Origin of the sequence: Sedimenticola selenatireducens (assembly GCF_007625115.1) — a bacterium.
GTDB classification, from domain to species: domain Bacteria; phylum Pseudomonadota; class Gammaproteobacteria; order Chromatiales; family Chromatiaceae; genus Sedimenticola; species Sedimenticola selenatireducens_A.
The window spans coordinates 78,823-92,183 of the sequence record NZ_VMNH01000024.1 but is presented as its reverse complement, the minus strand read 5'-3'; the positions used below and the strand labels follow the sequence as shown (position 1 = coordinate 92,183).

At 48.8% G+C, this 13,361-nt stretch carries 13 protein-coding genes; 9 read left to right on the top strand and 4 right to left on the bottom strand.

Going from position 1 to position 13,361, the window contains the following annotated elements:
* Positions 1-102 precede the first annotated feature (102 nt).
* The 6 genes from cysM (at position 103) to FHP88_RS16620 (ending at position 6,100) form a co-directional block, all read left to right on the top strand.
* A complete protein-coding gene (gene cysM / locus FHP88_RS16645; protein WP_144360229.1) occupies positions 103-996 on the top strand; it encodes a cysteine synthase CysM in 894 nt (297 codons plus the stop codon).
* Positions 997-1,423: 427 nt separating this feature from the next.
* On the top strand, positions 1,424-3,073 hold the full coding sequence (locus FHP88_RS16640; protein WP_144360228.1) for a hypothetical protein: 1,650 nt from the start codon (positions 1,424-1,426) through the stop codon (positions 3,071-3,073).
* Between the two features lie 30 nt (positions 3,074-3,103).
* Positions 3,104-3,709 (top strand): YdbL family protein, encoded by a 606-nt coding sequence (locus tag FHP88_RS16635; protein ID WP_144360227.1) that lies wholly within the window; start codon positions 3,104-3,106, stop codon positions 3,707-3,709.
* 92 nt (positions 3,710-3,801) lie between these two features.
* Positions 3,802-5,136 carry a 23S rRNA (uracil(1939)-C(5))-methyltransferase RlmD gene (gene rlmD, locus FHP88_RS16630; protein ID WP_144360226.1) on the top strand — a complete coding sequence of 445 codons (1,335 nt, stop codon included), beginning with the start codon at positions 3,802-3,804 and terminating at the stop codon, positions 5,134-5,136.
* A 2-nt stretch (positions 5,137-5,138) separates the two neighbouring features.
* Entirely contained in the window at positions 5,139-5,606 is a 468-nt protein-coding gene (locus FHP88_RS16625) for a CYTH domain-containing protein (RefSeq protein WP_144360225.1), read from the top strand.
* Positions 5,600-6,100, top strand: a complete 501-nt coding sequence (locus FHP88_RS16620) for a L,D-transpeptidase (RefSeq protein ID WP_144360224.1) — start codon at positions 5,600-5,602, stop codon at positions 6,098-6,100. Before FHP88_RS16625 ends, FHP88_RS16620 begins: the two co-directional genes overlap by 7 nt.
* Before the next feature lie 21 nt (positions 6,101-6,121).
* On the opposite strand, the gene FHP88_RS16615 is transcribed toward FHP88_RS16620, so the two are convergent.
* Positions 6,122-6,535, bottom strand: a complete 414-nt coding sequence (locus tag FHP88_RS16615; RefSeq protein WP_144360223.1) for a flagellar basal body-associated FliL family protein — start codon at positions 6,533-6,535, stop codon at positions 6,122-6,124.
* Positions 6,536-6,630: 95 nt separating this feature from the next.
* Between FHP88_RS16615 and nagZ the strand changes: the two genes are divergently transcribed.
* The 3 genes from nagZ (at position 6,631) to FHP88_RS16600 (ending at position 10,311) form a co-directional block, all read left to right on the top strand.
* Positions 6,631-7,677: a beta-N-acetylhexosaminidase gene (nagZ, locus tag FHP88_RS16610; protein WP_144360222.1), complete on the top strand. Its 1,047-nt coding sequence runs from the start codon at positions 6,631-6,633 to the stop codon at positions 7,675-7,677.
* Between the two features lie 57 nt (positions 7,678-7,734).
* Positions 7,735-8,487 carry an S-methyl-5'-thioinosine phosphorylase gene (locus FHP88_RS16605; RefSeq protein ID WP_144360221.1) on the top strand — a complete coding sequence of 251 codons (753 nt, stop codon included), beginning with the start codon at positions 7,735-7,737 and terminating at the stop codon, positions 8,485-8,487.
* A gap of 150 nt (positions 8,488-8,637) precedes the next feature.
* On the top strand, positions 8,638-10,311 hold the full coding sequence (locus FHP88_RS16600) for a hypothetical protein (RefSeq protein WP_144360220.1): 1,674 nt from the start codon (positions 8,638-8,640) through the stop codon (positions 10,309-10,311).
* 135 nt (positions 10,312-10,446) lie between these two features.
* Here FHP88_RS16600 and FHP88_RS16595 read toward each other — a convergent pair whose 3' ends face one another.
* From FHP88_RS16595 to FHP88_RS16585, 3 genes are all read right to left on the bottom strand, one after another.
* The gene (locus FHP88_RS16595) at positions 10,447-11,244 is read right to left on the bottom strand and encodes an ABC transporter ATP-binding protein (RefSeq protein ID WP_144360219.1); all 798 of its coding nucleotides are present in this window, start codon (positions 11,242-11,244) and stop codon (positions 10,447-10,449) included.
* The gene (locus tag FHP88_RS16590) at positions 11,244-12,143 is read right to left on the bottom strand and encodes an ABC transporter permease (RefSeq protein ID WP_144360218.1); all 900 of its coding nucleotides are present in this window, start codon (positions 12,141-12,143) and stop codon (positions 11,244-11,246) included. Before FHP88_RS16590 ends, FHP88_RS16595 begins: the two co-directional genes overlap by 1 nt.
* Before the next feature lie 64 nt (positions 12,144-12,207).
* On the bottom strand, positions 12,208-13,188 hold the full coding sequence (locus tag FHP88_RS16585) for an ABC transporter substrate-binding protein (protein ID WP_144360217.1): 981 nt from the start codon (positions 13,186-13,188) through the stop codon (positions 12,208-12,210).
* Positions 13,189-13,361: the final 173 nt, after the last annotated feature.

The window sequence follows — 13,361 nt, the reverse complement described above, 5'->3', positions numbered from 1 at the left end:
AGACTTGAGCGAAATCTCCGCCATTGGCGTAATTTTTCATTACTACTCGTTCTATACTATAGAATGAGCATTTTTCATAGGATCTTACTGTAACCTCGTCCCATGATATACCCTACTATTGAGCAATTTGTTGGCCATACACCCTTGGTACGACTGCAGCGTCTACCCGGCAATACATCGAATACATTGCTGGTTAAGTTGGAAGGCAATAATCCCGCAGGTTCTGTTAAGGATCGTCCTGCTTTGAGCATGATTGAGCATGCAGAGCGACGTGGTGATATCAAGCCGGGTGATACGCTTATTGAAGCAACCAGTGGCAATACGGGGATCGCCCTGGCTATGGCTGCGGCCATCAAGGGTTATCCAATGATTCTTATCATGCCCGATAACCTTAGTATTGAACGCAGGGCCTCCATGCGTGCTTATGGTGCCAAGCTCATACTGGTTTCAGAGAAAGAGGGCATGGAGGGCGCTCGGGATCTTGCTGAATCAATGGCGCGGAAAGGGGACGGTCGTGTGCTGGATCAGTTTTCCAACAGTGATAATCCGTTGGCACATATCGAAACGACAGGCCCTGAGATTTGGCAGGATACCGGTGGCGAAATAACCCATTTCGTCAGCGCCATGGGGACCACAGGTACCATCATGGGCGTTTCACAGTACCTCAAACAGCAAAATCCCAATGTGCAGATCGTCGGTGTACAACCCGCAGAAGGGGCCAGTATTCCAGGTATTCGACGCTGGCCCGAAGCCTATATCCCGAAAATATTTGACCGGCATAGGGTGGATCTGACACTCGATGTCACGCAGGAAGAGGCAGAGCAGACAACGCGTGATCTCGCAGCAAGGGAAGGGATCTTTGCGGGAATCTCTTCGGGGGGAGCGGTGGCGGCAGCGCTCAAGCTATCACAGCAAGTCTCACAGGCCACTATCGTGGCCATCATCTGTGACCGAGGCGACAGGTATCTATCTACGGGTGTTTTCCCAGCAGAGTGAGTTAATAATGGTCTTTCGGGTGGCTTGCCTAGGACTGCTGTATTTATTTGCAAGCCCTCTGCAGGCGTCGGATTACCTGTCTTTGAAGCTTGAAGATATCAATGGTCCTGACTGGCATGTTCGAGGACTATCACTTCAGCTTAAACTCGATACTCCCTCTGATGAATATCTCATTTCTGTAGAGGAAATTGCGCATCCAGCCCTACCGAGTCCAGCACAAGGGGTTCAGTTTCACTGTAGGCAGGGTGCAATGGCTGGTAACCAGATTCAGTGTAAAAAGGGCGCTGCTGGTCTGACAGTTTCGGGCATAAAACTCCACGATATTAATCTATCATTTAACATTAATATAGATAAGCAACTATATGATATTAAAGCAGATAGTATTAAGTTATTTGACGGTGTATTCAGTGGAAAATTAAGTTCCAATATGAATAGATGGCGGCTTACTGCTGCAGGCAGGGGAATCGACCTCGCGAAGCTCAGCTCACGCTCACCCGCCTTAACAAACCTGTTACAAGGCTATTCTTTCCAGGCAAAAGTAGATCTATCCGGCGAGGCGCAAGGCACACTTGGTCAGTTATCTGCTGCGGGATGGCATCTAAAATTCAAAGATCTCAGTTTTGCTGATAAAACGGCAGACTATCTGGGGGAAGGATTAAATGGAGAATGGCTTGGCGATGCTCGGCTTAAAGCTGGAAATTGGTCGGGGACGCAGCGCCTTGCAGTCAACAAAGGCGAAATGCTTACGCCCTTCTTTTATCTTCCCGTGTCCAAGCAGGCTATCGAACTCTCAATGGGTTTTGATTACCAACCAAAGGCCAATTCACTGGCCCTCTCTTCGGTGAACTTCAGTCAGGGTGATTTCTTGTCGCTTAATGGCAAGGCCGTATTAGATCTTGCCGATAGCCTGCAGATCCAATCTGCCGAGATCATGTCACCCCCGCTACGGATATCACCCCTTTTCACCCGCTACCTTCTGCCGGTTATCGCTAATCCTTTACTTGAAAATATTGAACTAGCAGGGGAATTGGCGATTGCGTTCAAATACTTAAATAACACGACTGATATCTCACTGGGAATCAATCATCTCTATCTGGAACAAGGTTTATATTCACAGGACAAAGGAACCGGGCAATTTGCGATCTATGATCTGAATGGTCAGTTGAATTGGGCCGATCAGAATGCCGAAGACAGCCGGATCAGTTGGCAGGGGGGGCACTTTTTTGGGGGCATTACCCTGGGTCCTGGGGCTCTCCCGCTGAATATTACCGGTAATCGCCTCGCGCTGGTTAAATCGGCGGCCATTCCGATTCTGGATGGAAAATTACAGGCCGAACAGTTTGAACTGACACAGGGAGCGAAAGGTCCAAAGATTAGATTTCAGGGTTATCTGACGCCAATTACAATGGAGGCGATTAGTACGGCCATAGGTTGGCCAGTGCTTTCGGGTCAACTTTCTGGAATGATTCCGGGCATTGCCTATGAAAACGGCGTGATTTCTGTAGAAGGCTTGGCGTTGGTCAAGGTTTTTGATGGCGACATTCTGATTAAGCAATTAAAACTGGAAGATCTTTTCGGTGCGTTGCCGGCCTTGACTGCAAATCTGGAGATGAAGAATATTGATTTGGAAACTCTGACTCGCACCTTCGCATTTGGTAAGATTACCGGCAAATTGGCAGGGCAGGTGGATGATTTACGTCTGGAAGATTGGGCGCCCGTCTCATTTGATGCCAGGTTTCAAACACCAGACGATGATGAAAGTCGTCACCGGATAAACCAAAAAGCCGTAGACAATATCTCAAATCTGGGTGGAGCGGGTGTTTCCGGGGCCATATCAAGAAGCTTTTTGAGGTTTTTTGAGGAGTTCGGCTATGATCGCCTCGGTATCAGTTGCCGACTTGAGAATGGGGTTTGCACTATGGGGGGTATCGAATCCTCTGAAAAAGGATACTATCTGGTTAAAGGTGGTGGGATACCTCGAATAGATATCATGGGTTTTAATCGACGAACCGATTGGTCGGTGTTAGTGAGTAAACTGAAACAGATCTCAGCGGGTGGAGCACCCGTTATAGAATAATCTAAAATAAAGGTACTAGGAGTTAACTTTATGAAATTAATGAGAATAAGCGGGCTGTTTTCACTGTTGTTACTGCTGGCTGCTTGCGTCACGATCAATATCTACTTTCCTGCTGCACAGGCGGAAGAGGCTGCAGAGAGGATTGTTGACGATATACTCGGCAAGCCTCAATCAGAGAGCGAGCAAAACAAAGAGAAGAAAGGGGCAGCCCTTGAGCAACCACTGTTTCAGTTTCTAGCCAATCAAACACTGGACTTTCTGGTACCACCTGCAGAAGCGGCTCAACCTGACTTTAATGCAAGTTCGCCCGCTGTTCGTAAATTACAGGCAAGCATGAAAAGCCGTAATAGTGCGCTGACACCGCACTATGACAGTGGGGCAGTAGGATTCACGCGGGATGCGATGATTGCAATTCATGATGCCGGTGCTATCTCACTGAAAGATCGGAATAAGGTCCAAAGTCTTATCAGCGCCGAAAACAGTGATCGCAGTGCACTCTATAAAGCGATTGCTGAGGCCAATGGTCACCCGGAATGGGAGCCTGAAATCCGTTCAACCTTTGCCCGTACCTGGGTTGATAAAGCCGCGGGAGGCTGGTGGTATCAAAATGCCAAAGGGGCCTGGGTGAAGAAATAAAGCAATTTTTACCGGTAAATCACAACGGCAGCTAAAAAGCTGCCGTTCATTTTTTTAAGAGCTGTTCAATTGCAGCGAGGAACACGAGTTTAATGGGACGTTCAAGACGGCGTAAGCTGCCACAAGATCCTGTAACGGTGACAATTGATGCCTTGAGCCATGATGGTCGCGGCGTTGCTCATATCGACGGAAAGGCGGTATTTATTCATGGTGCCCTGCCCGGTGAGACAGTCAGTTTTCGCTACACCAGAGTGCAAAAGAAATTTGATGAGGGCGAAGCTGTAGAGATAATCGATCGATCATCGGTTCGGGTAGAACCGCCATGCCAGCATTTCGGGCTTTGTGGGGGCTGCTCACTGCAGCATCTTTCCAGTGAGGCGCAAATAGAGGCGAAACAACAGGCACTTCTGGATGCATTTCAGCGCATTGGCAAGGTAACGCCGGGATCGATTTTGTCGCCGCTTACCAGTGGATCGACCCTAGGATACCGTCGAAAGGCAAGACTCGGTGCGAAGTATGTCTTGAAGAAGGAGAAGGTCCTGGTCGGTTTTCGTGAGCGTGGAACGCCCTATGTCGCTGATTTAACTCGGTGTGAGGTTCTGCATCCCAAGGTTGGGCAACTTATAGGCCCGCTGAGCGAGCTTATTGAATCGCTCAGCATCAAGGAACGTGTACCCCAGATAGAGATGGCCATGGGTGATGATCAGTGCATACTGATTTTTCGCTTACTTTCAGAAATTACCAATGAAGACTGTAAAAAATTACTTCAATTTGGGCAAGATCACGATATTGCCATCTACACTCAAACGGGTGGACCAGAAACGGTTACGCCGCTAAACGGTGAGCCGGTAGAACTGATTTACGCACTGCCCAGGTACGACCTATCCATCCATTTTTTGCCGAATGATTTCACCCAGGTAAACAGCGAACTGAATCAATTAATGCTTGATCGGGCATTGGCGTTACTTGCACTTTCACCTGAAGATCGTGTACTTGATCTATTCTGCGGTCTAGGTAATTTTACCCTGCCAATGGCCAGAACGGCGGCTGAAGTGGTGGGCGTTGAAGGTGACTCAGGCCTTGTGGCGAGGGCGAGGGAGAATGCTCAGCGCAATGGCGTCACCAATACCCGTTTTTTTACGGCTAACCTGTATGAATCGATACAAAAGGAGCCTTGGCTTCGGGAACAGTTCGATAAGGTCCTATTAGATCCGCCGCGCTCTGGTGCTGCCGAAGTGTTAGAGCATCTGCCCAAATTAGGGGCTAAGCGCCTTGTCTATGTCTCCTGTTATCCGGGTACGCTTGCGAGAGATGCCGGTGAATTAGTCCATCGGTATGGCTATGAGCTGGTATCCGCCGGCGTGATGGATATGTTCCCTCATACAGCCCATGTTGAATCTATCGCCCTGTTTGAAAAAAGGAAATAGAAATGGCTGTAGAAATAGAGCGTAAATATTTGGTTATAAATGATAAATGGAAGAAGTCAGTTGTCTCAGAGTCAGTTCTGAAACAGGGCTATATTGTCAATCAACCGAATGTTACCGTACGTGTAAGGATAGCTAAGGGTAAGGCTCATCTGAATATAAAAAGCGCAACCATCGGGATTACCCGCGCAGAATATGAATATGAAATTCCCCTGTCTGATGCAGAAAATATTCTCGAAGATATAGCAGAACAGCCCTTTATCGATAAGACCCGTTTTAAGGTTCGTTGTGGTGACCACATCTGGGATTTGGATGTTTTCTACGGCGATAACAGCGGCTTGGTCATGGCAGAGATTGAATTGGACAGTGAAGATGAGGCTTTCGAGTACCCAGAATGGGCTGGCGAAGAGGTCTCGAGTGATCCCCGCTACTATAATTCAAGTTTGGTGAAGAAGCCTTATTCAACGTGGTAGATACCAGAAAACAGTCCCTTCAGATTGATCTCAGTCTTCAGCAGCTGAGGGTGGTTGCTGGAGGGGAAATAACGACTACCTACGCGATATCAACGGCACTGAATGGACCGGGTGAGCAACAGGGGAGTGGCTGCACGCCACGTGGATTGCACCGAATTAGACTTAAAATTGGGGCAGGATTACCAGAAAATGCCGTGTTTATTGGTCGGCGTTATACGGGTGAAATTTATACACCGGAGTTGGCAAATGCCAATCCTCAACGGGATTGGATACTGACCCGAATACTCTGGTTGACTGGATTGGAATCAGGCAATAATCGTGGTGGGTCGGTTGATAGCTTGCGGCGCTTTATCTATATCCATGGTACGCCTGACCATGAGCCCATGGGTGCGGCGGCATCCCATGGCTGCATCCGGATGAGAAACAGCGATATTCTTACGCTCTTTAATCAGGTTCCAGTGGGTACGCTGGTGGATATACGCGAGACATTCTGAATCTTCCAGAATGGCAGACGGTTACTCAACAAAGTAACTCGTAAAGAACAGATCCACGACCGATTCATCATTTGTCATCTGTTTCATCACGTTCTGCACCGCCTGTAGTGCGACCTTCCTTAGCTTTTCCTTGCCTTTTGAGTCCTTGATATCTTGCCCTTTCTGATCACTCAACAGAAGCAACAGCTCATGCCGTAATGCAGGTGCATGCAGCGCGATATTCGCCAGCTGATCCTCATCGCGGGTCATGAGCTGGATATCACACCGCATATAACGTGCTTTACCTTGCAAATTCACAACGAAAGAGGGCGAAAGCTCGTGATACACGGCTACTTCGGGCTGCACTTCAGCCTCTTCCACTTTCCCCTCTTCTGCTGAGAGTGAAAGTGGCAGGATCAGGAACAATAGAATCACTCGCAGAGAGGGGAGACGCATCTTTACTTCCGTAAGGGTTTAATCTGTAATGCTCGATTAAATAAAACGAAGCATTATACCTGATTGATTATGACAATGACCAAGGATAAAAAGCCATGAGCCATGGCCCACTCATGCTGGATATAGCCGGATTCGAACTTACCCAACTCGAGCGGGAGATGTTGCTGCATCCTGTCGCGGGAGGAGTGATACTCTTCAGTAGGAACTTCCAGTCGCCCCAACAGATCAAGACGCTCGTCAGTGAAATTCATGGATTGCGTGAACCACCACTACTCATCGCAGTTGATCAGGAGGGTGGGCGCGTTCAAAGGTTCAGAGAAGGATTCAGCCGTTTGCCACCAGCCGCTTGGTTTGGTGAGTTGAATAAGCAGAACAGTAAAAAGGCCAAGTCTATCGCGCAAAAGATAGGCTGGTTAATGGCCGCAGAGCTGCGCTCAGTAGGCGTCGATTTCAGTTTTGCCCCGGTGTTGGATCTGGGTTTTGGTAAAAGTAGCGTAATTGGTGACCGTGCCTTTGATCGAAAACCCTTGGTCGTCGCCGAGCTGGCACATGCATGGATGATGGGTGTGCATGAGGCGGGTATGGCCGCTGTGGGTAAGCATTTCCCCGGGCATGGATGGGTCTCGGGGGATTCACATTGTGAACTCCCTATAGATCATAGACGTTTAGGCGATATCATGATGGAAGATCTTTTGCCTTTTCAGCGCATGATTGATTATGGGATGGAAGCGATCATGCCCGCGCATGTTATCTATGACCATATTGATCCCAAGTTGGCGGGCTTTTCAAAATATTGGTTGCAGGATGTACTCAGAAAACAGCTCAATTTCCAGGGTGTCATTTTCAGTGATGATCTGACGATGGCGGCGGCAGAAGAGGCGGGGGGCTATGCACAGCGGGCGCACGCTGCGTTGAACGCGGGTTGTGACATGGTGCTGGTGTGCAATAATTCTGCAGGGGCGTCGGAAGTCTTAGAGGCCTTGGGGGACTATAATAATCCTGCAGCCCAGATGCGGCTTATTAGGATGCATGGCAGAAAAGCACAACACCGTGAAGTGCTGCACATGGACCCTCGATGGCGAGAGTCGGTTGAGCTTATTGCTCTGTATGAAGAGAGTCCATCACTCAATCTTGACCTATAAATCGTGCATGAAAACAACGATTCACTGAATGTACACAAGATCATGAGGTATTAATTCGTGCCCACACTCGCAATAATAGGTGGCTCAGGATTCACCAAGCTGGAAGCGTTGGAGATTGTACGTAGGGAGGTTGTTCATACACCCTATGGTGAACCTTCTGCGCCCTTGACTCACGGTATGTTTGGTGGAAAAAAGGTCGTATTTCTGCCTCGACATGGTACCGCACATACCATTCCACCTCACAAGGTCAACTATCGGGCTAATATTTGGGCACTGAAACATATAGGTGTGAAACGCATCGTTGGTGTTGCTGCGGTCGGGGGTATTGGACCAGAAATGGCGCCGGGTGTTATTGCTATTCCCAATCAGATCATCGACTACACCTATGGGCGTGACCATACCTATTTCGAGAATGATCTGAGCCATGTTACACATATCGATTTTACAGAACCCTACAGTGAATCATTGCGTCAAAGGTTACTGGCTGCAGCAGAATCTTCAAACGTAACGATTGTCTCTCATGGGGTCTATGGTGCAACCCAGGGACCTCGCCTTGAAACGGCAATGGAGATTAATAGGTTGGAAAGAGAAGGCTGTAGTCTCGTGGGTATGACAGGTATGCCGGAAACAGCACTTGCCAGGGAGCTTGACCTGGATTATGCCTGTTGTGCAGTAGTGGCCAATTGGGCTGCGGGTAGAGGTGACGGTCCAATCACCATGATGGAGATAGAGAAACATATTGGAATTGGCATGTCGCGTGTTGTATGCCTGATCGCCGCATTGGTCTCCAGCAGCGACAAGGATGGGTAGATGCTATGCGCATTCTATGGACGCATAAACAGATCGTATAGCTGTGCCTGATGTTGTTACTGTTAGGATTGATCCAGAACATAGACGCTTCCGTTTTCCAGCGGTAGCCTGCTAGGAATGGCTTTAATGTAATGAATCAGGAGTAGCACAATGGCTGAGGATGATCTAAACGAGGCGCCAAAAGAAGCAGAAGAGATTACCGAGTCTGCTCCAGTCAAGAAAAAGGCGGTCAGAAAGCGGGTTCCCACAACAGGTACAGCTGTTAAGAAAAAAGTTGTTGCAAAGAAAAAGGTTGCTCCAAAGAAAAAAGCGGTCAGAAAACGGTCAATCACGCCAAAACGGACAGTAGTGCCTGCGGAAACAGTAATGGCGGCCTCTACAGAGGCGACCACCTCAGCAACGGTGGTTGCAGAAGAGATCAACCAGGATATTTCTTCTGATTCAATGCAAGTTTCAGAAGCTATCATTAATACGGACGATCATGTTCGTGATTCAGCGTCTGATGCTGTTGAGGCAACCCCTGTTGCGGCGGCAGAAGATGCACAAGTCATTACAGAACACGCGCCTAAACGGAATGAAAATGTTCAGAAACGATTAGAGGAGATGGGACTTATGCCTTCTGATTCAACTGAAACGCCGACACCTCCACCCACAAAAAAGGGGGGGAAGGGCCTTGGCTTTTGGCAAAAATCATTTATCTGGACGATTGTGATCGTGGCCGGACTGCTGTACATCCGTAATGTGGCCAATAATGGTGACAGCGTGCAGCCTGAAATGGCAACCATAAGCCAAACGAAAGCTGTGACTGCCGATGCCACTGACGCTGAAAAACAGCCCATCACACCCGACGATAAATCTACTGATATGGTTGAAGAGAAGCCGGTAATGCCGACATCCCCTATAGCCGCTGTATCAGAAATGGGAAAACCTGAACCACAAGACCGTACGACTGACAAGGTCAGTGGCACAGAGGACGAATCCCCGGCTGTTATGGCAGAACAAACAACAGCAGTGGCTACAGAGAAACCACAGGATAACACCAGCTCTCAGACCCAAGTTGGCGAAGCAACACCCCAGCAGCCTGTCAATGAAGCTCCAAAAGAGGGGTTGAGTTTTGAACAACCTAAAAGACTCATGGACAAGCTTACGGCCATGATGATGGGTTCAGATTCTTCTGAGCCTGCGAATGCAAAAGAACAAGATGCCCAGGTCGTTTCTGAGACGCCCAACGAGGCAGCGAGTACCCATCAAGCGGCCGCTGTGGTATCACCCACAGCCATCGACTCAGCACAACCCGCTGTTCCCGTTGCTGCTGAAAGCACTCCAGCAATTAGTGAGTTGCCCGCCAATGCAGCAACTGATCAAGGAATGAACAAGGCAGAACAGACAAATCCCATAGCCACTGATACTGCTGTAGCTGAAAGTGGTGTGTCGACTTTGACTGAAACTGTCCCTACAGAGGCGCCGCCGGTGGAAGAGGCCAGTAAGGCACCGTCTCAGGCAATGCCGTTTTCATCAATGCCACGTAACATGGTGCGCATGATGCCAGGTTACCAAACGCGGCCAAACCCAAATCAAAATCGGTTGGGTTACCCCGCACCTAACGCACAGCCCCGAATACCGAACAGCTTAAGCCAAGCCCAACAAGGTCGGAGGAGTGCGCCGACGCAATACGATTTTTATCGCTACCGTGCTCCGGCTTACCCCTTGCAATTTAATCCAAGACCCTATTATGGGCCTTATCCTGTTCGCCCGCCCGTTTATGGACCTGCGGTAAGATATCCCTATCTGCAGGCACCACTTCCGGCACCACCAGTAAGATAGAGCGGCCACTAAAACACCATCACTCTCACCTACGGGAGTGATGGTGTTATCCGTATCTTGATAAGCAGGATATGCGTTGAATACTCAAGGCTGTGTCTGCTGCGATGCCTAAAAAACGCGTGAAAATGACAGCGATCAGGTCGAAAGTAATAAACTGTCGTCAGTCAAAGATTCGCCCTGCCGTTTTTCAAAAAGTGCCAGTAAGTCTGGCACATCCAGACCTTCGCGCTGTTGTCCACTGACATCGAACACAATACGGCCCTGATGCATCATGATAGTACGAGTACCAACATCCAGCGCTTGACGCATGCTGTGCGTTACCATCAGTGTGGTGAGACTTTGCTCTTGAATGATTTCTCGGCTTAATTCCAAAACAAAGGCCGCAGTCTTTGGATCCAGTGCCGCAGTGTGTTCATCCAGTAGAAGAATTTTGGCAGGTTGCAGTGTAGCCATAAGCAGACTAACGGCCTGTCTTTGTCCGCCAGAGAGCAGGCCCATCTGATCACTCAGTCTGTTTTCAAGACCAAGCCCAAGCCGTTCCAATTGTTGCTTAAAGCGATTCCGCAGGTTAGTGTTTAGTGCTTTAGTCAATCCGCGATTCCGTCCACGTCCACAAGCCAGTGCCAAATTCTCTTCGATAGTCAATTGTTCGCAGGTCCCAGCCAACGGGTCTTGAAATACACGGGCAACGAGTCCAGCCCTGGCGTGAGTTAAACGTCGGGTTAAATCTTCATTATCGATTAAAAGCGTGCCGCTATCCGCGAGTGCTTCACCCGATAGGATGTTAAGCAGCGTAGATTTTCCTGCTCCATTGCTACCAATAACTGTGACAAATTCACCCCGGTCTATATCCAGATCAATAGATCTTAATGCCAGCGTTTCAAGAGGTGTCCCTTTACCAAAAGTGACAATGATATTACGCAGTGAGATCATCAGCTATCACCCCGTGTAAACACACCACTCAGTGATCGTTTCATGCCAGGGAATACAATGGCCGCAGTAACCAAAACGGCAGTGACTAAATTGAGATCCTGTGACTTGAGTCCAAGCATATCCAAATTGAGTGCTGTGGCAATGGCTAAGCGATAAAGAATAGCGCCGACCAAACAGGCGATAATCGCCAGTAACATCGTGCGGGTAGACATGACGGCTTCACCACCTATCACAGACGCGAGTCCTATAACAATCACGCCCACACCCATTGTCACATCGGCACTCCCCTGACTCTGAGCAAACAGTGCGCCTGCAATCGCAACCAAGGCGTTGGAGATTGCCATCCCAAGTAAAATCATCCGTCCGGTATTGATACCGTGTGCCCGGGCCATTCTTGGATTTGCTCCGGTTGCACGCATGGCGAGTCCAATCTCTGAATAGAGAAACTTGACCAAAAGAACCAAGATGATCAAAACGATCACTGAAAAGACCAAAGGCGTTGTAATGTAGTAGGGGAGGGAGCCGCTTTCAAAAGGCGTTAGCAGTGTCTCTTCACCCAGGAGCGCCACATTTGGCCGGCCCATGATGCGCAGATTGATCGAGTAAAGGGCGATCATGGTCAGGATCGAAGCAAGCAGATGTAGAATTTTTAGCCGGACATTCAACCAAGCCGTGATCAACCCTGCCCCCGCTCCCGCGATCGCTGCCACCAGTGTTGCAAGCCAGGGATCATTTCCATTTACGATAAGGGTGGCGCTTACAGCCGCTCCCAGGGGGAAACTACCGTCAACAGTCAGATCAGGGAACTGTAGGATGCGGAATGAAAGAAAGACGCCAAAGGCAACCAATCCGAAGACCAGTCCACTCTCGATGGCGCCTAGAAAGGCAATTTGATTCATAGGATTAATTTAAGTTGCCGCACGGAAAACGCAATGGTCCCCGTGCGGTGATGGCACAAGGAATTTATTCTACAACTTTCGCTGCACGAGAAAGGAGGTTGTCGGTAAAACTAATACCCATCTTTTTGGCGGAGCCAACATTGAGGTACAGCTCCGTCTTCTGCACGGTTTCTACGGGAATGTTGCCAGGCTTTTCACCATTCAACACCAATGCTGCCATACGACCTGTTTGCCGACCAACGTCGTAATAATTAAAGCCGACTGCGGCCGCCGCGCCCCGGGCAACCGATGAGGTGTCGCCTGCAATAACGGGGAGCTTGGCTTGTTGACCCACGCGCACCACACTTTCAAAAGCAGAAACCACCGTGTTATCAGTAGGCACATAGATCGCATCCACTTTTCCGACTAGTGAACGGGCAGCGGCTAATACCTCAGATGATTTTGCAGCGCCGCCTTCAACAATTTCCCAACCCCGTTTTTCCGCGGCACTTTTCAGTTGATTGACACTGCTTACGGAATTGGCTTCTCCTGGGTTAAACATTACACCCAGTTTCTTAAGGTTAGGCACCAGCTCCTGGATCAGGTCAAGATGCTTCTCAATGGGTAATGCATCACTGGTCCCGGTAATCATGCCGCCTGGTTTTTCAAGATTATCAACAAGCTTCGCCGCTAAGGGATCAGTGACCGCGCTGAATATAAGAGGGATACCACGAGCGGAAGCCGCCAATGTCTGTGCAGAGGGTGTTGAAATGCCGATAACCAGATCGGGTTTGTCACCAGCGAATTTTTTAGCGATCTGTGCAGCAGTTGATGGGCTACCTTGGGCGCTTTCGTAACTCCATTTAAGATTCTTGCCCACAACATAGCCGTTCTCTGCCAGTTCATCCTCTATACCCTGACGAGCCGCATCAAGTGCTGGATGCTCCACAATCTGACTGATTGCCACATGCTTGTTTGCTGCCAACACGACCGTTGTTGCGGATAACGCTATCAACGAAATAGCTGCAAGAAGGGTTAAACCACGTTTAATAATAAGATTATTCATTTCACATGCTCTTTATAGGCTATGGATGGAATGCACTATACATGATACTAAGACCTATCCTGAATCACCAGTTGATCAGGGGTAGATACGATTAAAAAAAGATGCCGTTAATATCAGCTGCTCTATTTTTATTGAAATATCCCTATGCACAAGCGTAGTATTTGTAAGGGTTT